Here is a 23,288-nt window from a genome sequence, read left to right as displayed (position 1 = left end):
ACCGCATACATATAGCTTGTAAAGGGGGGATTTGCTTTGGCTAAATTCGGCGGCCGGCTCCCAAGGAAAGGCCCGCTTCCTTTCCGGTATGTTTTTCTGCTGACTTTTGTGTTTTTTATGTTTTCGACCGCAGCCGGAATATGGATCATCAATAAGGGGCTTGAGCCTACCCTGATGAGCTACGCTGACTCTCAGACGAGGAAAATTGCATCGCTGGTCATTAACAATGCCATCAACAAAAAAATCACGAATGTAATGGACCTTGAGGACATGTTTGTTAAAAGCGGCGATGGTTCTGTCATTACCATTAATACTGAAAAGCTTAATCGTGTGAAGGCAGAGGTAACGGAACTTGTTCAGGACAATATAAAAAAATCTGAACAGGGAGACCTCTCATCATTGGAATCATTCACAGACATAGAGATTGAAACAAAGGGTTCAAAGTCAGCAAATGGAATCATTTATTATGTGCCATTGGGCCAGGCAACCAAAAACGCACTCTTAGGTAATCTCGGACCCCGTATCCCGGTCAAATTCAACTCTGTTGGATCGGTAACTTCAAATTTCATCACCAAAAGAGAAGATCATGGAATCAATAATGTGTACGTGGAAGTGCTCGTCCGCCTGGATGTCCAGGTACAGATTATCATACCGTTTGCCACCAAAATAATCACTGTGCAGGAGGATGTCCCTGTCGCGATAGGAATAATCCCGGGAGATGTGCCCCAATTCTATAACGGGGGCGGCGGAGATTCAGCCCCTTCCATTGAGCTGCCTGCTAATTAATGGATTTGCTAAAAAGAAGGGTGCCTGTTATAGTATTAAGGAAATTAATATGACCTTATCATATCCGGTGGGGTAGAGGTGCAAAATTCAATAGTAAGATGTGCGAGGATGACAACGTTGACCGCATCAGAAAGGGAATTTTTGCCGAAGCAATTGACATGCGTCCGCATTCCATTGCTGGGGCTGCTTTGAAGAAGGGCAGCACTGTCATTATAAAGGCAAATCAGGTATACGCTTAGATAAGCCTTATAATGGGGAGCTACAGATCGTGATGGAGAAACCTATTACTTAGAAAGAGTAATGATGGATTTTCTATCATTGCTCTTTTTTATTTTCTGCAGCTGCACAGCAGCTGAAACTGCATCTTCGTCTGGAAGTTCCCCCCCTGTCATCATACAAGGAGGAGGAGAGAAATTGGCAAACACGATATTTTCACTTTTGCCGCCGCTTGTGGCCATTTTAATGGTCGTTCTGACAAGAAGGGTATTGTTATCTTTAGGTGTCGGGATTATAACCGCTGCTTTCCTGCTTGCCGACTTTGGCATCGGGAAAACCCTTAGCATCATCTGGGAGGCCGTCAAAGGCATTTTTGTGGCTGATGGCGCCCTGAATACTTGGAATGTATATATTATTTTATTTTTGCTGGTTCTTGGCATCATTACCGCTTTTATCAATATTTCCGGAGGAAGCCGCGCATTCGGGGAATGGGCGATGAAACGGGTGAAAACCCGGACAGGCGCCCAGCTTGTCGGTGCCGTGCTTGGCATCATTATTTTCATAGATGATTATTTCAATGCACTGGCGGTCGGCCAGATCTCACGGCCGATAACGGACCGGCATAAAGTTTCGAGGGCAAAGCTTGCGTATCTGATTGATTCTACATCTGCCCCGGTATGTGTCGTTTCCCCTGTTTCAAGCTGGGGCGCTTATATCATTGCCCTTATCGGGACGATCCTTGCCGGTCATGGGGTGACAGAGTACTCGGCATTCTCGGCTTTCATGCAGATGGTGCCGATGAACCTCTATGTATGGACCGCTCTTGCGATGGTATTTATTGTGGCATTCAGAAATATCCAAATCGGGCCGATGAAAGCCCATGAAGAACGTGCTGTCAAAGAAGGACTGGTCCTGGATCCTGATAAGCCTGCCCCTGGAGAGCTGAAGGATGATCTACCGACAAGCACAACCGGGTCAGTCGGAGATCTTGTCTGGCCGATCATTGCATTGATTCTCGGAACAGTCGGCAGCATGGTCTGGACTGGATACACAGCAACAGAGGGAAGCGCAACGATCCTGAAGATTTTCGAAAATACCGATGTAGCGAAATCCCTGATCATCGGAAGCCTGATCGGGCTTGCTCTCACACTGCTGCTGTTCCTTCGCCAGGCTGCCGTACTGAAGGGCGTAAGTGCAGGCGTTTTCGGAAAAGGGATCTGGGAAGGAATTAAATCCATGCTTCCTGCTGTCTATATCCTGATCTTTGCCTGGGCGATCGTTGATCTGATCGGCCAGCTGGAAACCGGGACTTATCTTGCAGGTGTTGTGGAAAACAGCAATATCAGCCTTTCCCTGCTGCCAATCATTTTGTTTCTGATTGCAGGGATCATGGCATTCAGTACTGGAACATCATGGGGCTCCTTCGGCATCCTGCTTCCTATTGCAGGCGATGTTGTGGCAGCGACCGATATTTCCCTCCTTCTGCCTGCAATGGCAGCCGTATTGGCCGGAGCGGTATTTGGAGACCACTGTTCTCCTATTTCAGATACAACCATCCTTTCATCCACTGGGGCCGGCTGCAACCATATCGACCATGTGCTGACTCAGCTGCCGTATGCACTCATATCAGCGCTGATCGCCGCGGTGGGATACCTGGTGATCGGATTTACCGGCAGCACCATTTTTGCTTTAATTTCAGTGGCAGTCCTTTTAGCTGCTTTTGCCTTTATTGCCGGGCGCGAGCAGGGGACATCTGCTGAAGTAACAGATTGATATTGAGAGGCATCCCGCATAGGGAGTCTCTTTTTAATTGCTGTTTGAAAGTGTAATCTGAAGAACGATTTATATGAAAATGCCAGAATTTAATGGATAGTCTATCCGGCGGAGGAATATTAGTATATTAAGGAGGTGGATGGGCATTAAGGGGCTTGGAAGTTATTATTTAAAAATAATAATTTTCAAAAAATAAAGTTTTGACACCGCAGGGAATAGTGGCTATACTATGTTTAGATTATACTAAAAAATCAGAAAATATAAAAGTTTCCAACTTTTGAGATGTGCATTTCAAAAGAGCTGGAAATGAAATGGGGGTAAATTGAATTATGGATAATCGTCCTCAATGGGGAACGAGAGCAGGTTTCATTATGGCAGCTGTCGGTTCAGCGATCGGGCTGGGGAATATATGGAGATTCCCAGCCGTAGCTTACGATAATGGAGGAGGAGCTTTCTTCTTTCCTTATCTGTTCGCGCTTTTGACAGCAGGGATCCCAATCCTCATCCTTGAATTTACACTCGGCCATAAGTACCGCGGCTCCGCTCCGCTTACGTATGCAAGGCTGAGCAAAAAGTTTGAATGGCTCGGCTGGTGGCAGGTAGCAATATCTTTTGTCATCTCCACTTATTATGCAGTCATCATTGCGTGGGCCATGTCATTTGCAGGGTTCTCATTTAACCAGAATTGGGGAGATGACCCGAACGGCTTCTTTTTCGGGGAATACCTTCAGCTTGCAGATGCACCGGGATCAGTAAGCACGATCGTCCCAGGCGTTTTCTTCCCGCTGATCCTTGTCTGGCTCATCACGCTTGGCGTTTTGTTCAAAGGTGTGAAAAAAGGGATAGAAGTAGCGAACAAAATCTTTATTCCGGCACTTGTTATCTTATTCTTAATCATAGTTGTTCGCGCGCTGACTCTCGACGGTGCTGTCCAGGGACTAGATGCCTTCTTCAAGCCTGATTGGAGCAAGATTGCAGATCCTGGAGTCTGGGTGGCCGCATATGGCCAGATCTTCTTCAGCTTATCGATCGGGTTTGCGATCATGATCACGTATTCCAGCTATCTGCCTAAGAAAACAGATTTGACAAACAGTGCATTCATCACTGGTTTTGCCAATTCCGGTTTCGAACTTCTGGCCGGGATCGGGGTCTTTGCAGCACTAGGGTTTATGGCTGCGCAGCAGGGCGTGCCGATCAATGAAGTTGTTTCAGATGGTGTGGGTCTTGCGTTTGTCGTATTCCCGCAGATTATCAGTCAATTCCCGGCTCTTAACGGAATGTTCGGCTTCTTCTTCTTCCTGTGCCTGGTGCTGGCGGGCCTTACATCACTCATTTCAATCGTGGAAACTTTTGTTGCCGGTGTACAGGATAAGTTCAAAGTGTCCCGTACAAAAGCAGTATTGTTCGGAGGCGGGGCTTCGGCCATCATTTCCGTATTGTTCGCGACAGATGGCGGTCTCTATTTCCTTGATGCAGCTGATTACTTCATCAACCAGTTCGGCGTAGCGCTTGCAGGCCTTGTAGAGGTTGTCGTAATTGCATGGGTGCTCAGGGAGCTGAGAAGCATTCAGTCGCATGCGGACAGCGTCTCGGATATCCTTCTCGGGGCCTGGTGGAGAATCTGCCTGACTGTCATCACACCGCTGATTCTTGGCTATATGATGGTTCAGAATATCTACACTAATATCAAGGACAATTACGAGGGCTACCCGACAGGCTTTATCATCTATTCAGGGTGGGCAGTCGCGGTCGGTGCCATTGTCCTCGGATTCATCTTCATGGCATTCAAGTGGGATAAAGCTGCCATTTCTGTCCCGGATAAGAAGGGGGTTTCTCAATAATGTCTGCTAGTGCAATAACAATGATGGTCGTTGGGATGCTTATCATTTGGGGAGGACTTGCTGCAAGCATTTCCTTTGCAGTTTCAAAAGCAAAAAAGTCATAATAGCAAAGGCTGCCGAATCTTTCGGCAGCCTTATTTTATATCCTGGCCCGATGGTTTCAGGCCTTTATTTCTTTTTCCTGGACTGAATCTTATCCTGCCTCTCCCACAGCCTTAGGTGCGGATAGGGGTCATAGGACCATTCCGTATACCCATTGTCTTTGTACATCCCGTAGTGAAGATGAGGCGGGAACTTTCCGGATGTTCCCGGCGGGCCATAGCCGGAGCTGCCTACGCCCCCGATCAGCATGCCCGGTTCAACAATCTGCCCTGCCTTCAAATCCTTGGCAAAGCCGCTCAAATGCGCAAAATAATGATAGTTATTGTTGATATCCCGGATGCCGATTCTCCAGCCGCCATACTTGTTCCAGCCTTTCATCTCTATAATGCCGTAGCTGGTGGCCCTCACGGGGACGCCGTAGTCGGCAAAAATATCTGTTCCTTCATGAATCCTCCTTCCTCCCCAGCCCCTTGCATCACCCCAGGTATTCTTGTAGCTGTGATTGCTTCTGAAAGGAACGGGAAAGGCATGCCCGTCAAGGTCCAGCCGGCCGAAGTGTTTATAAATCTCAGCATGCCCTATGATGATCCCGACGGTTTTATCCCGTTTATAATAATCCCATAACCCGATTTTTATATTATCATGGTCAACTCCATAAGTAAGAAGGAAGTGGGCAAAAGCATAAATGACATCCTGGTCATCCTTCAATGAAGCTTTGCCATCACCATTGCCATCGACTCCCATGCCTCCGAAAAATTGGATGGAAGCAGGATGATCGTCCTCCAGATTAGGGTTTAACAGGCCGGCCCATTCTTCCGGCTTAAAATAAATTCCTGTCAGTCCCTCTGCTTTCGGGAGGTCCCGGCGCGCCTTGCGGATGCTGCGCTCATACTGGTCGACAGCCGCCAAATAATACCAGGGTATATTGGTGATGGCCTCTGTATTTTTGTATAATTGCATTCTTTTGCTGTAAATCTCCGCCAGATCCGTGCTTTCAGCCGCATCTGTCCTGGCCGGATAAAGGGAGAACAGCAGCAGAAGGGTCAAAAGTATGCGCATGGAAACCTTCCTTTCGCTCTTGTTTGCAGTTTAGTTTGTGAAAGAGCGCCCCTTTTCATCTATATCAATTAATGGTAATGATGAGAGGAATGGCTTGTTCTGCCTTCTTCATTATGTTAAAGTGACATCATGAAGTCTAAATCAGTCCGTTTTTCTGGGGACAAGATTGAATGGATGGAGTGGAAATAGTGAGCCAAAAAGAAGAATATATCCGCAAGCCTGAATGGCTGAAAATAAAATTAAATACGAATGAAAATTACAATGGCCTCAAAAAAATGATGAGGGAAAAAAACCTTCATACCGTCTGTGAGGAAGCAAAGTGTCCGAATATTCATGAATGCTGGGCAGTCAGAAGAACGGCAACTTTCATGATTCTGGGTGGCGTATGCACACGTGCATGCCGTTTTTGTGCGGTTAAAACAGGCCTTCCGAATGAGCTGGACTTACAGGAGCCGGAAAGAGTGGCAGACTCTGTTGCCCTGATGAACCTTAAGCATGCGGTTGTTACAGCTGTAGCAAGGGATGACCTGAAGGACGGAGGCGCAGCCGTATTTGCTGAAACCGTAAGGGCGATCCGCCGCAAGAGTCCATTCACAAGCATCGAGGTGCTGCCTTCAGATATGGGCGGTGTTTATGAAAACCTTAAAATGCTGATGGATGCCCGTCCGGATATCCTGAACCATAATATTGAAACGGTTGAAAGGCTGACTCCAAGAGTCCGTGCACGTGCTACATACAAGCGCTCATTGGAATTCCTGAAGCGCGCCAAAGAAATGCAGCCTGATATCCCGACAAAATCCAGCCTGATGATCGGCCTTGGCGAAACAAAAGAAGAAATCATCGCAACCATGGATGACCTTCGTGCCCATGATGTAGATATCATGACAATCGGCCAGTATCTGCAGCCTACCAAAAAGCATATAAAGGTCCAGAAATACTACCACCCGGATGAATTCCAGGAGCTGAAGGAAATTGCCATGAGCAAAGGCTTCAGCCATTGCGAGGCAGGCCCTCTTGTACGCTCTTCCTACCATGCCGATGAGCAGGTCAACGCTGCAGCGAAGCAGAAGCAGCTGATGGGCGAGGAGCAAAGCGTCCAGCAGGCTTAAAGCGGGAAAATGGTTAAAGATAGTAAAAGAGTTCAGCGCTTGCTGAACTCTTTTTCAGTCATATCATTATTTCATTTGAGGGCTGCTGCCCTTTTTTGCTTTCGTTTTGTCCAAAGCTTCGCTAATATCGTCATGATCAGTATCGTCATTCATTTCACCCTGGGCTTCACCGTTTTCATTTTCGCCTGAGGACATTTTTCTGCCCTGCGGCGACTGAAGCATTTCTTTGATCGTTTCATTGATGGCATATTCCATGTTGCGGCTGTCTGAATCCATGGTCGCATAATTTTCCACATTTTTGCGTAAGTTGGTGTTGTCGGAAACGTATACATGGTACCAGCGCGGTATGACTGACATGGCCATTTTTTTCACCTGGTCTGCTGTTTCAGCACGGTCCTTTGAATCTGTATCATATACGAGCAGGACCTCTTCATCCGTTACAAGAGCTGATACATCATCGACATTAGGGACATCTGTGCAATATTTGGCGATGATATCGGCAACCTGCTCCCGGTTGATGGCAGCATAATGATCATTGGAAGAGTTGTCTCCCGGGATCGGGCTTCTTTGATGGCGGACATAACCATAGCTTTCGCTCATATTATTGCCGCGCCTGTAATTCTGGTTGTACAATTCAGGCCGCTGATCATTCACATTGATCGTATTGCCGCTTTCCTCATACATTTCATCCTTGGAGGAAAAGTTTTGGCAGGCAGCAAGAGCTGAAAGGCTGCAAAGACCTATTATGATGATGGACTTCTTCAATTAAAACACCCCCTCATTACTATCATGACCATGTGTATACTTTTTTTTCTTAGTAATTGATGGGGAATCAGTTATAATTTAAGTAGCAGGAAGGGAAAAGGCAAAGAGACATGAGAGGTGATAGACATGGTTTGCATCAATAATATCTGTTATGAGCTGATTGAAGAGAGGACAGATGGGTTTAATGAAGAGGCCTTCCGCGGAAGGTACAGCGAGATCCTGACAAAGTATGATTATATTGTGGGGGACTGGGGCTATGGGCAGTTGAGGCTCAGGGGCTTTTTTGACGACCAGAACCAGAAAGCCACTTTTGATACGAAGATAAGCACGCTGACTGAATATCTTTATGAGTACTGCAATTTTGGGTGCCCATACTTTGTTGTTAAAAAGATAAAAGCCTGACAAGAGCCGATGAACGGCTCTTGTTTTGTCTTATTTTGAGGTATATGGCGGCTCTTCGTTCTTATCTGGATCATCATGGGTCGGGTGGGCGCCGTCCATCTGCCTCGGGAGGTTTTGATGGAGGGATTTGAACTCATAATTAAAGGCGCTGTAATAGCGCTGGCCCTCCCGCCATGGGGTACTTTTATTCTCGACAGGCTGATCCTTCCCTCTCGGGGAGCCATAAGGACCTTCAGGAAGCGTTTCAGGTACAAGGAAATTACGCTGGGTCTCCACGTTTGAAAAGTCAGTATACGTTTCTTTTTCTTTATCATCGCTCATTTTATCACCTCTCGCCTAGTATCTGCATTCCTTCACAAGATATAAGGGGCAAGATGGCGCAAAAAGGCATTAAATCATTTCATATAAGAATGACCGCAGCTCTTCCGCATCTTCTTCAGACAGCTTGAAAGCATATTCCAGGTACCCTTCTTCTTTCAGGTCATCAGGCCCGATGATGGCAAACCGGCTGCCCTGGATATCAAGGACGAGCTGCTTCCCATAATAGCGGGACGACTGGATAATGGCGAGGTCGAAGCGCTGATTTTCACCCATAAAACTGACGAATCTCGTTTTCGTTTCTTCTAAATCATCATATAAAAAAAATCTTTCGGACATCCTGCCGATTCCTCCTTGAGCTTCTTATCATCCTTATCTTATCAGAAGCAGCCCACTTGAAGCACTGTGATTTTATTCTATTTTGCCGTAATGAGAAAAACGAATTTTTGAAAATTATGGTACAATAGATTCATGAAAAATGCCGACTCCTGAGAGGAATGAGACAAATGGTCCATAAAAGCAGACAAAAGCTCCGCAATTTCTTCAACTGGGGAAAGATTGTATTCCCGCTATCCAGCATCCGTTATTATCCTCCCCAGTTTATCCTTAGGGACCCGATCATCCAGGGTGTCAAACGGGCATTCCGTAAAGGATCTGAGGTAGCTGTCGCGGTCTTTACTATCAAGAATCTGAGAGAGATTTCCGACCAGCTTGGCCAAGCCGGCTATTTTGCTTACATATCAAGCATCAAAAGGGAGTTCTGCCACACAATCCAGGGAGAATTGAAGGAAGAGGAGGTCATTCTTCTTCATGACCATTACAGCGACGGACTTACTCTTTTCATTGAGGTAGGGCATGAGCGCTATTGCATCTCGGAGATTGAGGGGATTATGAAGAAAATCCTCAGGGAATCAGAACGGAATCTTCTGCTGAGCCATCCGGCAGTCAATCCGCAGATTGAAACCGGATACATGTTTATTGAGAAAAAGCATTATTCTATAGAAGAAGCCGTACTGAAGGCCCATCAGCAGGCACTTGCCATGGCGGAAAAAAGGGTGCAGTCCGATTTCAATGAAATGCTGTACAGCATGAGCAAAATCGTCGCAAAGAAAGAGATCCGCCTTCTCGCCCAGCCTATTCTTGATGTGGCTACAAAGGAAGTGAAGGCATGGGAGATGCTGACCCGCGGTCCGGAGGGGACCCCGCTTGAAAATCCGCTTCAGCTCTTTTCAGTCGCAAGGCAGACAGGCATGCTTTATGACCTTGAAATGATCGTGATGGAAAAGATACTCGAACAGATTGAAATGACCGGCTGCCAGCAGGATATTTTCATTAACTTCACACCGATCACCCTGGGCAACCAGCTTTTTGTCAGGGACATTAAAAAGCTGCTTGCCAGGCATAAAGGGATCAGCCCGCGCCAGATGACAATCGAGGTGACTGAAAGGGATTCAATTGAAGGAATGGAGTATTTTATTTACAATATAAAGGTACTCAGGACTTTAGGATTCCGGATTGCCATCGATGATACAGGAGCAGGATATGCCAGCTTGAACTCTATTACGGAAATCATGCCGGACATCATCAAGATCGACCGTTCAGTGATTCAGAATATCGACAAAAATACGGTGAAGGAATCCATGCTTAAAGGCCTGCTCCTGGTGGCGAAAGAAACCGGCTCCCTGGTGGTGGCAGAAGGTATTGAAAGCGAAGAGGAGGCGATTGTCCTCTTCCGCAATAAAGTGGACCTGGCACAGGGTTATTTTTATGCCCGGCCTGATCTGCTTCAAAAAGGCCTGTTGTCATCATAGGGGCCAATTGAAAGGATGAACCTTTATGTATTTTGTGGACAGGGAAAAGATTGAAGAGATACTCGTATTTTTTGAAAAGCAGACTGCCCTTTTCGAGGGAAAGGACAATTGGGACAGCGAGATTGAAAGGGCAGCACTGGAACGGGTTTCCCATCTGCTGATCGAAGCGATCCTTGATGTCGGCAACAGCATAATAGACGGCTTTATTATGAGGGACCCGGGCAGCTATGAAGATATCGTGGATATCCTTGAAGATGAAAAAGTGATCTCAAGCGATATGGCAGGCAGCTTTAAAGCGATCATCCAATACCGCAAGGAGCTTGTCCAAAACTATACAAGCATCAGCCATGCGGAGCTGCAGAAAGCTTTTGCTGATCATCTCGATGATATTAAAAGATTCGCACCCGCTGTAAGGTCATATATCCTCAATGAACTTGGACCGGTATCGGCTTTCAAGAACTGACCTGGAAAAGCTGAATCCTTTGGATGGAAAAGCCTTTTCCTTTATACTAAAGCCAAGACCTTATGGTTTTGGCCTTGGCAGAATAAGACGCTATTCAAAAAAGGCTCTTGGAAAAGGGCTTTTTTTGCATTTTATTTTTAAACAGGGGCAAAACAAAATATGAATGAGGCAATCACAGGCAGGAGTTGGATATTTTTGAAGGATTATAAAGGTTATTTAATTGATTTGGATGGGACTATGTACCGTGGAACAGAATTGATCCAGGAAGCCGCTGATTTCGTCAAAAAGCTCAAAGAAAGAGGCATTCCTTATCTGTTCGTGACCAATAACTCTTCACGCACTCCCCAGCAGGTTGCTGCGAAGCTGAGGGATTTTGATATACCTGCTGAAGAAGAGCAGGTCTTTACGACAAGCATGGCAACAGCAAGCTTCATTGCGGAAGAAAAGAAGGATGCCTCTGTATATGTCATTGGGGAAGAAGGGATCCGCACGGCGATTGAAGATGAAGGCCTTTCATTCGCGAATGAAGATGCAGATTATGTAGTTGTGGGGATTGACCGTTCAATCAACTATGAAAAGCTTGCCATCGGCTGTCTGGCCGTGCGCAGGGGCGCAAAATTCATTTCCACCAATGGCGATATCGCGCTTCCGACTGAAAGGGGATTCCTGCCAGGCAACGGCTCTATTACTTCTGTAATCACCGTTTCGACCCAAACCGAACCGCTGTTCATCGGCAAGCCTGAATCGATCATCATGGAGCAGGCATTAAAGGTGATCGGTACCAGCAAAGAAGAAACATTGATGGTAGGCGACAACTATGATACCGACATACTGGCAGGGATGAATGCCGGGATGGATACCCTTCTTGTCCATACAGGCGTGACTACAAAGGAACTGCTGGAAGGTTATGAACAGAAGCCGACATATGTCATGGATTCGCTCGACCAATGGAAGCTTTGATATAGGCACGAAAGAATGGCTGCAGAAATTCTGCGGCTTTTTTTTGTGCATGATTTCTTCCCATATTCTTCTGCATCCCTTCCCAATTTGGTAACAGTTTGGTCATATTTGCCCGGTAATATAAAAACCAAGCAAAGTATTAAATAATCTATTAGGAGGATTCAGAATGATGGATTCCAATGATAAATATAACCAGGAAGAAACAAAATCAAAGCAAAAGAAGGGCAAAGGCATACTGTCAGTTGTTGCAGCCGGGGTGGTCGGTTCTGCTCTGACATTGTATGCGGCACCTTACACTGATTATATTAGGGACCAGTTCCCTCAGGCAGCCGCAAGCCAGGATGTTTCAGGAGGACAGGCATCCAGCGCCGCTGATGCCAATAAAACGGGCATCATTCCTGAGCAGACTAGTGCTCATACAGAAAGCTCTCTTGCTGATATAGTCGAAGGTGCATCAAAAGCGATTGTCGGAATCGTAAAATCGGAGAATCGAACTAATCAATTTTCAAACACCAGCCAGACGGTGGAAAGCGGTTCAGGCTCAGGTGTGATATTTAAAAAAGAGAATGGAAGCGCCTATATCCTGACAAACAACCATGTTGTCGAGGGGGCAAGCAAGATTGATATCTCCCTTCATGACGGCCAGAAAACAACGGCAGAGCTGGTTGGGGCAGATGCACTGACAGATTTGGCTGTGTTAAGGATGGATGAAAAGTATGCCGATAATCTGCTGGCCTTTGGTGATTCTTCCAAGCTGAGGCCTGGAGATCAGGTGCTTGCGATAGGAAACCCGCTCGGACTTGACCTTTCAAGAACAGTCACACAGGGAATTGTCAGTGCGGTGGACCGCTCAATCTCTGTTGACACATCTGCTGGCAGCTGGGATATGAATGTCATCCAGACTGATGCAGCGATTAATCCGGGGAACAGCGGAGGAGCACTGATAAATACTACAGGTGAAGTAATCGGCATCAACAGCCTGAAAATTTCCGAAAGCGGGGTAGAAGGACTTGGTTTCGCCATCCCTTCAAATGATCTTCAGCCGATCGTGGACGAAATCATGGCAAATGGCAAAGTGGAGCGCCCTTATGCAGGGGTCGGTCTAGCAGGTCTTCAGGAAGTTCCTCCAGGATATCTGCAAAACCTTCCGCAGAATGTCACCAAAGGAGCATTCATTGCCAATATAGACCCTGAATCTCCTGCAGCCAAGGCAGGCCTGAAAACGGGGGACGTGATTGTCTCCATTAATGATACAGAGGTTGGCAGTCCGGATGACTTCAGGAAATATCTGTATACCAAGCTGAAAACAGGCGATAAAGCAGAGCTGTCACTCTACCGAAATGGGGAAAAAATGAATATTACAATGGAATTGGGGACTAAAACAATTACCGATTAAAAGGGAGAATAGATACCTCACCGCCTATGCCGGCGGACATTTTAAATAACAGACAGGAAAGGAAGTTATGATGGGGTTTTTAACAAAGAAAATCGGGTTAGGGATATTGGTGCTTATTTTGGCAGCTGCAGGCACTGCTGCCTTCTTTCTTTCAAAGGAGCCGGCTGTAGCAAGTGTGGGCAGCGAAAGTATTAAAAAAGAAGAGCTTTACAGCCTGCTGGTCAAGCAATATGGAGATGAGGCTCTGGACGCGCTTGTAACGGACAAGATCATTGAAATGGAGGCAAAGAAGGAAAAAATAACAATAAGCGACAAGGAAAAAGAAGAAGAGCTGAAAAATCTGAAAGAATCATATGGCGGCGAGGAGGGCTTCAAAGCTGCACTTGAGCAGAGTGGTGTTACAGAAGCCGGCATAGCAGAGGATATAGAAAAATACTTAAAAACAGAAAAGCTCCTCGAGCCGCAAATTGATTTGAAAGAAGAGGAGATCAAAGCTTATTTTGATGAAAATAAAGATCAGTTTGCCCAGCAGGAGCAGGTAAAGGCAAGCCATATCCTTGTGGAAGATGAAGCGGCAGCAAAAGAAATCAAATCCAAGCTGGACAAAGGGGAAGATTTTGCTGAGCTGGCAAAAGAATATTCCACCGATGCTTCTAATGCCGAATCAGGCGGCGAGCTCGGTTATTTCGGAAAGGGAGAGATGGAGGCCGCGTTTGAGGAAGCTGCATTTGCAATGAAAGCTAATGAAATAAGCGGGCCTGTCAAAACCGATTACGGCTACCATATCATCAAAGTGGAAGATAAAAAGGAAGCAAAAGAAGCTGTGTACGAAGACAGTAAAGAGGCAGCAAAAAAGGCATTGTTTGATGAAAGGATGCAGACTGAGTATTATAACTGGCTTGAAGAGAAAAAGGAAGAATATAAAATCGAGAAAAATATGAATGCCTAAGATTTGGAGCAGCCTCTCCCCTTATTTCTGGACAAAAGACAACAGCAAAGCGAAAAAGCCTGGCTATACCTTCGGGGATACGGAGCAGCGGCTGCCCGAATGAATAAGAGAAATTCTCATTGGAAAAGCCTGATGGACAGACTATCAGGCTTTTGCTTTTAAGTTTAAACAGGCTGCACCGGCTGGCTGACGACCAGGTCTGCCCCTTCCAGCGGCCGGACAGTTTCTAAGTAATGATCTTCACCCTTCCAGTATCTGTTCTTGAATTTGTCCACTTTTTGTCTGGTGGCTTCTTTTTCGCGTTTGAATCTTGCCTCCCTCGGACAATCCAGGTAAACGATATAATCAAGATGGTTTTTCCATTCGGGACGCTGCAGGAAAACGCCTTCGATGATGATGAGGCATTTCCGGGGGATGGTGGTATTTTTAAGGTAGTGGCTGTCATTTTGTTCGTCGTAGAATTTTAACGTAAGTTCTTTTCCGGTATGTACTTTTGAAAACAGCTCCTGCTTTAAGTATTCTGCATCCCATTGTAGAGAGTAGTATTCGTACCATTCTTCGTTTCCTGTGTTGTATCTTTTATTCCGGTCTTCTATATAATCATCGAGATGAAAGATGATTGCGGGGTGTCCTTCTTTGTGCAGCCATTGTTTGAGTTTATTGACGAGTGTGGTTTTTCCTGAGCGGCTGAGTCCATCTATTCCGAGGATGAACCGGTCGTTTTGGAGCCCTTTTTCGAGTGCTTGCTTAAGGTGGTTGATATCCATTTTCCGTTCCTCCCGTTTCTTGTTATCTCTGAAATCTTAGCATGGAATTTTTATTGTGTACAATTTTTCCAGGATTGTAAAAACACTGCCTAAAAGGGAGCTGTTGATTTGCGTTGCAGGCACTTCGCTTTCCGTGGGGCGAAGTTGAGCGTCCTCGCGCTGCGCGCTGTGGGGTCTCAACATTTTCGCTGCGACCCGCAGGAGTCTTCGTGCCTTCCACTCTAATTAACCGGTTTTTATAATTTTTGGGCAGCTTTCATTTTAGTAAAACAGGAAGAATTTTTAGAAGAGTTCTTGTTGTTGAAGGGGGCTGTTGATTTGCGTTGCAGGCACTTCGCTTTCCGCGGGGCGGCGCTGAGCCTCCTCACGCTTACGCGCTGCGGGGTCTCAGCCCGGCCGCTATTTCCCGCAGGAGTCTGCGTGCCTTGCACTCCAATCAACAGGGTTTTTATAATTTTTTGGGCAGCTTTCACTTAAAGAAAACAGAAAGATTTTTTAGAAGAGTTAATGTTGTTAAAGGGGGCTGTTGATTTGCGTTGCAGACACTTCGCTTTCCGCGGGGCGAAGTTGAGCCTCCTCGCGCTGCGCGCTGTGGGGTCTCAACATTTTCGCTGTGATCCCGCAGGAGTCTTCGTGCCTTCCACTCTAATTAACCGGTTTTTATAATTTTTTGGGCAGCTTTCACTTAAAGAAAACAGGAAGATTTTTTAGAAGGTTCTTGTTGTTGAAGGGGGCTGTTGATTTGCGTTGCAGGCACTTCGCTTTCCGCGGGGCGGCGCTGAGCCTCCTCACGCTTACGCGCTGCGGGGTCTCAGCCCTGCCGCTATTTCCCGCAGGAGTCTGCGTGCCTTGCACTCCAATCAACAGGGTTTTTATAATTTTTTGGGCAGCTTTCACTTAAAGAAAACAGAAAGATTTTTTAGAAGAGTTAATGTTGTTAAAGGGGGCTGTTGATTTGCGTTGCAGGCACTTCGCTTTCCGCGGGGCGAAGTTGAGCCTCCTCGCGCTGCGCGCTGTGGGGTCTCAACATTTTCGCTGTGATCCCGGTCGAGTAAGCGGGAGCACATTCAGTTTTCCCTGCAGTGCTCCTCACTCCTCACAGAACCGTGCGTGCAGTATTACCGCACACGGCTCTTCCTATCATCCTTCACAGACTATAACCAATGTCATCTCTTAGTTTATAGATATTCACTTTTATCCTCGGCTTAGGCAAAGGGTACTTTTCAAGGAATAATTTAAATTTCTCCCAGCTGAAAGACTTCCTTTGGCTTCTCCGATTCATCCACTTAAAGAGTAGTTTCCGGATTCTATCCAGGAAGTNCAGTAGTAGTTGTAGTAGCCGATAAGAGACCTGGATATTCTACCCATAATATCTCTTATATTCGTGGTCCGGTGGATTTTAAGCCATTCTTTGTGTTGCTTTAGTTTGGCATTCAGCTTCTTGCGGCTGGTTTTGCGCTTCACTCTGAACTTTCCTTTCTTGCTTTCACTACAGTAATGAGTGAACCCAAGAAAGTCGAACGTAGGCGGCTTCCCCTGACCATTTCGTTTACAGTCTCTTTCTGCGAACCTTCCAAAAGGAATGATTTTCGTCTTATCTTGAGCCACTTCGAGATTGAACTTATCCAGTCGTTTGAGTAGAGCTAGATAGAAGGCTTCCGCATCACTTTTAAGCTGGAAGCAGCACACGAAATCGTCCGCATACCTAACAATATAAGCCTGTCCTTTGCATTGTTTCCTCACAGTCTTTTCGAACCAGAGGTCCAAGACGTAGTGAAGATACACGTTGGCCAGAATAGGTGAAATGACACCTCCCTGTGGGGTGCCTTTATCCGAATCAAAGTATTCGCCCTCCTCCATGTATCCTCCTTTGAGGAATCTGGCAATAATTCTAAGWAGGCTCGCATCGTTGATGCGGTGCTGCAGGAATTTCATCATCCATCCATGGTCAACATTATCAAAGAAACCTTTAATGTCGGCATCTACGATATAGTTGGTGTATCGTCCTTCAATATAGACGTTCAGAATCTTTAATGCGTCATGACAGCTCCTGTTCGGACGAAATCCAAATGATGAATCAAGGAAGTCATTTTCATAGATGGCATTAAGAATCTTTGTCACCGCGCGTTGGACGATTTTGTCCTCGTGGTCAGGCAGACCTAACGGTCTTTTCTTCTTCGTACCCGGCTTGTTGATGTAAGTACGTTTTACTGGTACAGGCCGATAGGCCTGCCGCTTTAAACGTTCCACTAGTCCTTGGATATTCTTGCCCAGCTCTTCTCCGTATTTCTCTTTGGTCACGTCATTTATCCCTGTGGCTTTTCCTGAAGGCAGTTCATGATGACACTGTTTGAGAAAGTCTTCGTTAAGAAGATGTGCCAGGGACGTAAAGACCAAGTCTGGATTCAGTTTGGCTAGTTCCGCTATCCTTGTTAGTTTCGTTTCCATTATTTATCTACCTCTGTGTGCAGTTAATGTTTCCCTTTCAAGGGCAATGACAGGTAGCCGCCTTCCCTCCGTCAGAGTTACCCGACTTCATTGGTACTATGAGGCTATCCGACTTCCTTTAAGCATTTGACAGCCCTTGCTTTGTTATCACTTGCGGGAAGCCGTTTGTTTCTTGCCTTTATCGAAACAGACGGTGTTGCCTTCTGTACTCCTGAACACATCGGCCTTCCAATTGTGCACGAATTTCGGAGCTCAATCCCTTCAACCATACGGCTTACGGCCCATTACCTCGCTGTCTACGCTTAAAGGCAAAGTGTTGCCACTTGCCCTCCAAGACTCGCTACAAGTGAATGGCTAGTTCTTTCTCGACGGGAATCCCACCCGTTATATGTTATGACCTATGCTCGGTCGCTCCAGGAGTCTTCGTGCCTTCCACTCCAATCAACGGGTTTCAAATTAATTTTGCAGCAAGTTCTTTCTTACTAAATAAAAGGCAAAGGGTAGCAAAAAAACTTTTAATGCTACCTTTTTCTCCAAACTGAAAAGCAGCTGCCTTTGCAGCTGCTGATCTCTTATTATTTACTCTTCCGCATTCTCGACCATGTCAGCGAATAGGCCGTAGACATAGCGTTCTGCGTCGAATTCCTGCAGGTCGTCCATTTTTTCTCCGAGGCCGACGAATTTGACGGGGATGTCGAGTTCCTTGCGGATGGCCAGGACGATGCCGCCTTTTGCGGTGCCATCAAGCTTTGTCAGGACGATTCCGCTCACATCTGTTGCTTCCTTGAAGGTTTTTGCCTGGATCATGGCATTCTGGCCTGTTGTTGCATCGAGGGCGAGCAATACTTCATGCGGGGCGCCGGGGATTTCCCTTTCGATTACCCGCTTGACTTTCTCAAGCTCTTTCATCAGGTTGACCTTGTTCTGCAGCCGCCCTGCGGTGTCACAAAGAAGGATATCTGCATTCCTTGACTTTGCCGCCCTGACGGCATCAAACATAACAGCTGCCGGATCAGATCCTTCTGCCTGCTTGATGACGTCGACGCCGACACGGTCTCCCCATACTTCAAGCTGCTCGATTGCCCCGGCCCGGAAGGTATCCCCTGCAGCCATGAGAACGGTTTTTCCTTCCTGCTTGAACTTATGTGCCAGCTTGCCGATGGAGGTTGTCTTGCCGACCCCGTTGACACCGACGAACAGGATGACTGTCAGGTCGCCTTCCTGGATATTCAAAGCGGAAGATGCTTCCCCGCTTCCCTCATATATTTCAACCAGCTTCTCGGAAATGATGCTTTGCACGCCTTGCGGGTCCTGGATGTTTTTGCGCTTCACTTCCATTCTCAGCTCTTCAACAAGCTCCATGACCGTGTCGAAGCCTACGTCGGCCTGAATGAGGATTTCCTCAAGCTCTTCGAAGAAGTCCTCATCAACCTTCCTGTACCTCGCTACAAGATCATTGACCTTGCCGGAAAAATTATCCCTCGTTTTTGTCAGGCCATCCTTGAATTTTTCTGTCACTGTATCGGTTTGCTTCGTAATTTTATCTTTCAGTTTTTTAAAGAAACTCATCTGTTCACTTCCTTCTCATTCATCTGTATGTATCGCCGGAAAAAGAGCGGGCACCCCTTTTCCGGCAGCCTCCTGCCTGTCTATTGCGGGACAAGCTCCCGGGTTTCTTCAAGTCTGACTGAGACAAGCTTTGAAACACCGGATTCCTGCATCGTTACACCATACAGGACGTCCGCTTCTTCCATCGTCCCTTTGCGGTGGGTGATGACGATAAACTGTGTTTCCTCACTGTATCTCTTCAAATATTGGCTAAAGCGCTGGACGTTGGCTTCATCGAGCGCAGCCTCCACTTCATCAAGGATGCAGAACGGTACGGGGCGCACCTTCAGGATTGAGAATAGCAGCGCGATTGCCGTGAGCGCCCTCTCCCCGCCTGATAAGAGCCCCAGATTCTGCAGCTTCTTGCCTGGCGGCTGGGCGACGATATCAACGCCTGTATTAAGCAGATCGTCAGGCTGTGTCAGCTTTAGATCTGCCCTGCCTCCGCCAAACAGGGCCTGGAAGACAGATTCAAAATGGAATCTGATGCCTTCAAATGTCTGCCTGAATCTTTTTTTCATTTCTTCATCCATTTCATCAATTACCTGGAAGAGAGTGTCCTTCGCTTCCTGCAGATCATTCTTCTGGGCCAAAAGGAATTCATAGCGCTCTGATACGCGTTCATATTCCTCGATCGATCCAAGGTTCACTGTCCCAAGCTCCTCAATCGACAACTTGATGAGCTTAACCTTTTTCCGCGCTTCCTCGGCAGGGATGTGGAGCGGGTACTCTTCCTTTGCGGCTTCAAAGGTAAGCAGATATTCTTCCCTTAGATGGGCAAGGCGGTTATCCAGTTCTACATCCAGCCTGTTCAGCCGGACTTCCTCATCCTTCATGCTCTCCGTCATTCCCTTATGAAGGCGGCGAAGCTCCTTGGCTGAAAGCTCCAGGTCTTCAAGTGTTTCCTGGAGCTTAAGGCGCTCCTCTTTCCTGGAAGAAATCAAGTCGATGGCTTCCTGCTTATCTTTCAGCTTCTTCCTTGCGGCTTCCTCGAGCACTTCTTCTCCTGAAGAGCTGCTGGTCAGCTCTGATGACAGCAGTGACAAATCTTCCTTGAAGGTCTGAAGCTTCTCGGATGTTTCCGCCAGCTCCGCCTCAATGGATGCGAAAGTATCTTTAGCGAAGTTCAGCTGTTCGTTTTTGGATGCCAGCGTAATCTTAAGCTCGCCGATCATGTCCATGAGCGTTTCCTTGGAGGTCATCCTAGTGTTTTTCTGCTGTGTGAGCACCTCGATTTCTTCTTCCAGGCCTGTGATGCTTTTTTGCATCTTCTCAAGCTCAAGCTCAAGTTCAGATTTCCTGGCTGAAAGCTTATGGGACTCTTCGGCAGATTGCGACTTGTCCATATCATACAAGGAAAGGCGTTCATTTATGTTCTTCTCAGCCATTTCCACTTCCCGGAGATCGCCCTTCAGGGAGTTCTCCTTCAGCCTCAGTTCTTCCCCTGATCTGCGCAGGTTTTCAATCAGCTCTTCCTGCTTGTTTATGTCTCCCTTGACCCTTTTCACCTGCTCTTCCAGCAGCTGCGTCTTGGAATCCATTTCAGCCAACCGCTCTTTCAGCTCCTCAAGCTCTGTCTTCCGGCTGAGCAAAGAAGAGGATTTCTGCTTGACGGCACCGCCTGTCATGCTGCCGCCCGGGTTTACAACATCGCCTTCCATTGTGACAAAACGGCTTCTGTAATTAAGGATCTTTGCCATTTCATTGGCTCCCTTTAGATCCTTTGAAACTATGACATTGCCGAGAAGGTTTTTGATGACCTCCTCATACTTTGAATCAAAAGATACCAGGTCAGCGGCAGCACCGATAAAGGAAGGATGCAGCTTTAGCGATTGCAGCTGGCCCTGTGACAGCGACTTTCCTTTAATGACATTCAGAGGCAGGAAGGTCGCCCGGCCGTATGAATGCTTCTTCAGGAACTGGATGGCGCTGCGGCCATTCTCTTCGTTCGCTACCACAACATGCTGCATTGCACCGCCAAGAGCGGTTTCAATCGCAGTCTCATACTGCTTCGGCACCGCAATCAGCTCAGCAATCGCGCCTTCGATGCCCTTAAGTGCGCCGCCCCTTGCCTTCAGCACTTCTTTGACTCCCTGGAAGAAGCCGGAATAGTCCTCCTCCAGCTCTTCCAGCATATCTTTGCGGGACTTGGCCTGCTGAAGATACTGATATGCCTGGTAAAGAGTCGTTTCCTGCTTCTGATAGTTCGTTTTCAAAGATTCGGTCTTGGCCTGCTCATTCTTGAAAACGCCGACCTGTTCCTCAAGCTCACCTTGTATCTGTTCAAGCCTGCCGATGATTTCTTTCTTTTGATCTTCTATCTGCTTCCGTTCCGAAAGAAACTTTTCATTGTCTGACTCTAGCCGGGTTGATCTTGCTCCCTGCTGGGCCAGCTGCTGGCCGATATATTGAAATTCATTTTTAAAAGCAGCCTGCCTGTTCAGCAATTCAATATAATCACTCTTGAGAGAGTCGATTTTTTCTTCTGTATTTTCACTATAAAGCTTCAGCTCAGCCTGTTTTTCTCTCAGCTTTTTCTGAAGCTCAGCTGCCTCTTTCTGAAGAACATCGGCAATCTCCTGCTGCATGGCTTTTCTTTCTTTAAGAGAAGCTTCCTTTGCCCCAAGCTCTTCTATATTTCTCTTCAGCTGTTCTTTATTATGGGAAGCATTTTTCTTCCGTTCTTTGAGGACCTCTTTCCTGCCCTCGAGCTTTTCCAGCTCCTCGCTGGCATGAAGCAGCACACCCTGCAGATCATTGATGGACTCATCAAGGTCTGAAATGCCTGCCCTTGCCACTTCGATTTCAGCTTCCTTTTCCCCGATCGCACCGCCCAAAGCTTCTTCTTCCTTTTTCAGCTTTTCAAGCACGGCGGAAAGAGCCTCCCATTTTCCGTGAAGGTCCTCAATTTCAAAGGCTGTAAGGGCGACTTCGATTTTTTCCAGCTCTTCTTTTTGCTGCAGAAAGTCCTTGGCGATGGAAGACTGGATCTTCAGAGGCTCCACCTGGCTTTCGAGCTCATAGACGATATCATTCACCCGGTTCAGGTTTTCCTGGGTTTCAAGAAGCTTGGCCTCCGCCTTTTTCTTCCTTGTTTTATATTTCAGGACCCCGGCCGCTTCTTCAAAAATGCTTCTCCGGTCCTCAGCCTTGCTGTTTAAGATTTCTTCTACCTTGCCCTGGCTTATAATGGAGAATGCCTCCCGCCCAAGGCCTGAATCCATGAACAGATCGATAATATCCTTCAGGCGGCATGATTGGCTGTTTATATAAAATTCACTGTCCCCTGAGCGGTAGACCCTCCTCGTGACACTCACTTCATTATAATCAAGCGGGAGGAACTGGTCTTCGTTATCAAGGGTCAGGGTCACCTCCGCAAAGTTTAGCGATTTCCTGCTGTCGCTCCCGGCAAAGATGATATCCTCCATTTTCGATCCCCTCAGGGACTTTGCGGACTGCTCGCCAAGCACCCAGCGGATGGAGTCTGTAATATTGCTTTTACCGCTCCCATTCGGGCCGACAACAGCTGTCACGCCTGGGACAAAATCGACAGAGGACTTCTCGGCGAAGGATTTAAAGCCTGCAATATCTAGCCGTTTCAGAAACACTGATATATCCCTCCTAGCTTCTCGGTTGATTTTCTTGGGATGTTGGGTCATTCTGCAAATGGGATTTTAAAATCTCCAGCGCCATCTGGGCCGCGTGCTGTTCTGCTTCTTTTTTCGATCTGCCTGTCCCGGTCCCGAGCTCATTCCCTGACAAGGAAACACGCGAGACAAACTCCCTGCTGTGTGCAGGGCCTTTTTCCTGAAGGATCTTATACTCAATTGAACCCGCTCCATCACGCTGGACGAGCTCCTGAAGCTGGCTCTTGAAATCCATCACATGAGAAAAAGCACCCGAATTGATTTTTGGAAAGACCGTTTGTTCTAAAAAATCGATGACTGTCCCTATCCCTTTTTCCAGGTATAATGCGCCGATAAATGCCTCGAACACATCTGCAAGCAAAGCCGGACGCTCTCTTCCGCCTGTCATTTCCTCCCCTTTGCCGAGAAGGACGAGCTTCCCGAACTCAAGCTCATTGGCGAATGCAACCAAAGATGGCTCGCATACAACTGCCGCTCTCAGCTTGGTCAGCTCTCCTTCGCTCATCATGGGATATTTCTTGTATAAAAACTGGGATACAGTCAGTTCAAGTACGGCGTCCCCTAAAAACTCCAGCCGTTCATTATCTTCATACGGCTTTCTCCGATGCTCATTCACATACGATGAATGTGTAAAAGCCTGCTTCAGCAGCTTTTCATTATCAAAGGAAATCCCGATTTTCTTCTGGAACTCCCTGAATTGCATTTCTGCCGCGCGGTATGCTTTTTTCTCTTGGTCTTTATTGTTCTTGCGCATATTGCCTCCACCTTGCTAATAGTTTACATACATTATCAGTTTACGTAATAAATCTTAAAAACGCAAAAAAACCTGAAAGCATCCTGGTTATTCCAGGCAGCTTCCAGCCTCTTG

Annotated in this window: 20 protein-coding genes and 1 riboswitch; of the genes, 11 read left to right on the top strand and 9 right to left on the bottom strand. The window is 46.9% G+C overall.

Translation table 11 applies throughout. The features are described 5' to 3' along the window. The first annotated feature begins 36 nt into the window (after nt 1-36). From yunB to FZD51_RS05790, 4 genes are all read left to right on the top strand, one after another. A complete protein-coding gene (gene yunB / locus FZD51_RS05805; RefSeq protein ID WP_009791469.1) occupies nt 37-786 on the top strand; it encodes a sporulation protein YunB in 750 nt (249 codons plus the stop codon). A gap of 65 nt (nt 787-851) precedes the next feature. After that, nucleotides 852-1,056, top strand: a riboswitch (Lysine riboswitch). Nucleotides 1,057-1,200: 144 nt separating this feature from the next. Beyond that, complete coding sequence (locus FZD51_RS05800) at nt 1,201-2,775, top strand: Na+/H+ antiporter NhaC family protein (protein ID WP_148973897.1); 1,575 nt, start codon at nt 1,201-1,203, stop codon at nt 2,773-2,775. 329 nt (nt 2,776-3,104) lie between these two features. Beyond that, nucleotides 3,105-4,616, top strand: coding sequence for a sodium-dependent transporter (locus FZD51_RS05795; RefSeq protein WP_148973896.1), 1,512 nt, complete (start codon nt 3,105-3,107; stop codon nt 4,614-4,616). Continuing rightward, the gene (locus FZD51_RS05790) at nt 4,616-4,720 is read left to right on the top strand and encodes a methionine/alanine import family NSS transporter small subunit (protein ID WP_148973895.1); all 105 of its coding nucleotides are present in this window, start codon (nt 4,616-4,618) and stop codon (nt 4,718-4,720) included. Before FZD51_RS05795 ends, FZD51_RS05790 begins: the two co-directional genes overlap by 1 nt. A 64-nt stretch (nt 4,721-4,784) precedes the next feature. Here FZD51_RS05790 and FZD51_RS05785 read toward each other — a convergent pair whose 3' ends face one another. Further along, on the bottom strand, nt 4,785-5,777 hold the full coding sequence (locus FZD51_RS05785; protein WP_148973894.1) for a M23 family metallopeptidase: 993 nt from the start codon (nt 5,775-5,777) through the stop codon (nt 4,785-4,787). A 188-nt stretch (nt 5,778-5,965) separates the two neighbouring features. Between FZD51_RS05785 and lipA the strand changes: the two genes are divergently transcribed. Continuing rightward, on the top strand, nt 5,966-6,886 hold the full coding sequence (gene lipA / locus FZD51_RS05780) for a lipoyl synthase (RefSeq protein WP_041825247.1): 921 nt from the start codon (nt 5,966-5,968) through the stop codon (nt 6,884-6,886). Between the two features lie 66 nt (nt 6,887-6,952). Here the strand turns inward: lipA and FZD51_RS05775 are convergent, their stop codons facing one another. After that, nucleotides 6,953-7,651 carry a YhcN/YlaJ family sporulation lipoprotein gene (locus tag FZD51_RS05775; protein WP_148973892.1) on the bottom strand — a complete coding sequence of 233 codons (699 nt, stop codon included), beginning with the start codon at nt 7,649-7,651 and terminating at the stop codon, nt 6,953-6,955. Between the two features lie 126 nt (nt 7,652-7,777). Between FZD51_RS05775 and FZD51_RS05770 the strand changes: the two genes are divergently transcribed. Then, nucleotides 7,778-8,053: a YutD family protein gene (locus tag FZD51_RS05770; RefSeq protein WP_009791458.1), complete on the top strand. Its 276-nt coding sequence runs from the start codon at nt 7,778-7,780 to the stop codon at nt 8,051-8,053. Nucleotides 8,054-8,083: 30 nt separating this feature from the next. On the opposite strand, the gene FZD51_RS05765 is transcribed toward FZD51_RS05770, so the two are convergent. Both FZD51_RS05765 and FZD51_RS05760 read right to left on the bottom strand, forming a co-directional pair. Next, nucleotides 8,084-8,374, bottom strand: a complete 291-nt coding sequence (locus FZD51_RS05765; RefSeq protein ID WP_148973891.1) for a cytosolic protein — start codon at nt 8,372-8,374, stop codon at nt 8,084-8,086. 69 nt (nt 8,375-8,443) lie between these two features. Further along, a complete protein-coding gene (locus FZD51_RS05760; RefSeq protein ID WP_148973890.1) occupies nt 8,444-8,710 on the bottom strand; it encodes a DUF3055 domain-containing protein in 267 nt (88 codons plus the stop codon). A gap of 167 nt (nt 8,711-8,877) precedes the next feature. On the opposite strand from FZD51_RS05760, the gene FZD51_RS05755 reads away from it, so the two are divergent. The 5 genes from FZD51_RS05755 to FZD51_RS05735 all read left to right on the top strand — a co-directional run bounded on the left by FZD51_RS05755 (nt 8,878) and on the right by FZD51_RS05735 (nt 13,950). Then, nucleotides 8,878-10,182: an EAL domain-containing protein gene (locus tag FZD51_RS05755; RefSeq protein WP_148973889.1), complete on the top strand. Its 1,305-nt coding sequence runs from the start codon at nt 8,878-8,880 to the stop codon at nt 10,180-10,182. 25 nt (nt 10,183-10,207) lie between these two features. Continuing rightward, nucleotides 10,208-10,645, top strand: a complete 438-nt coding sequence (locus tag FZD51_RS05750) for a DUF86 domain-containing protein (protein WP_148973888.1) — start codon at nt 10,208-10,210, stop codon at nt 10,643-10,645. A 195-nt stretch (nt 10,646-10,840) separates the two neighbouring features. Further along, a complete protein-coding gene (locus tag FZD51_RS05745) occupies nt 10,841-11,605 on the top strand; it encodes a TIGR01457 family HAD-type hydrolase (RefSeq protein ID WP_148973887.1) in 765 nt (254 codons plus the stop codon). Between the two features lie 166 nt (nt 11,606-11,771). Continuing rightward, nucleotides 11,772-13,001, top strand: coding sequence for a S1C family serine protease (locus FZD51_RS05740; protein WP_148973886.1), 1,230 nt, complete (start codon nt 11,772-11,774; stop codon nt 12,999-13,001). A 67-nt stretch (nt 13,002-13,068) separates the two neighbouring features. After that, a complete protein-coding gene (locus FZD51_RS05735; RefSeq protein ID WP_148973885.1) occupies nt 13,069-13,950 on the top strand; it encodes a peptidylprolyl isomerase in 882 nt (293 codons plus the stop codon). A 164-nt stretch (nt 13,951-14,114) separates the two neighbouring features. Here FZD51_RS05735 and FZD51_RS05730 read toward each other — a convergent pair whose 3' ends face one another. The 5 genes from FZD51_RS05730 to rnc form a co-directional block, all read right to left on the bottom strand. Continuing rightward, on the bottom strand, nt 14,115-14,717 hold the full coding sequence (locus tag FZD51_RS05730) for a kinase (RefSeq protein WP_148973884.1): 603 nt from the start codon (nt 14,715-14,717) through the stop codon (nt 14,115-14,117). A 1,278-nt stretch (nt 14,718-15,995) separates the two neighbouring features. Then, nucleotides 15,996-17,165 (bottom strand): group II intron reverse transcriptase/maturase, encoded by a 1,170-nt coding sequence (gene ltrA / locus FZD51_RS05715; RefSeq protein ID WP_262380734.1) that lies wholly within the window; start codon nt 17,163-17,165, stop codon nt 15,996-15,998. A gap of 579 nt (nt 17,166-17,744) precedes the next feature. Next, nucleotides 17,745-18,734, bottom strand: coding sequence for a signal recognition particle-docking protein FtsY (gene ftsY / locus FZD51_RS05710; RefSeq protein ID WP_148973882.1), 990 nt, complete (start codon nt 18,732-18,734; stop codon nt 17,745-17,747). Between the two features lie 80 nt (nt 18,735-18,814). Further along, on the bottom strand, nt 18,815-22,381 hold the full coding sequence (gene smc, locus FZD51_RS05705) for a chromosome segregation protein SMC (RefSeq protein WP_148973881.1): 3,567 nt from the start codon (nt 22,379-22,381) through the stop codon (nt 18,815-18,817). Nucleotides 22,382-22,394: 13 nt separating this feature from the next. Continuing rightward, a complete protein-coding gene (gene rnc, locus FZD51_RS05700) occupies nt 22,395-23,174 on the bottom strand; it encodes a ribonuclease III (RefSeq protein WP_148973880.1) in 780 nt (259 codons plus the stop codon). Nucleotides 23,175-23,288 lie beyond the last annotated feature (114 nt).

Source organism: Bacillus infantis (assembly GCF_008180445.1).
Taxonomy (GTDB): domain Bacteria; phylum Bacillota; class Bacilli; order Bacillales; family Cytobacillaceae; genus Bacillus_AB; species Bacillus_AB infantis_B.
This window is presented reverse-complemented; position numbering and strand designations above follow the sequence as displayed.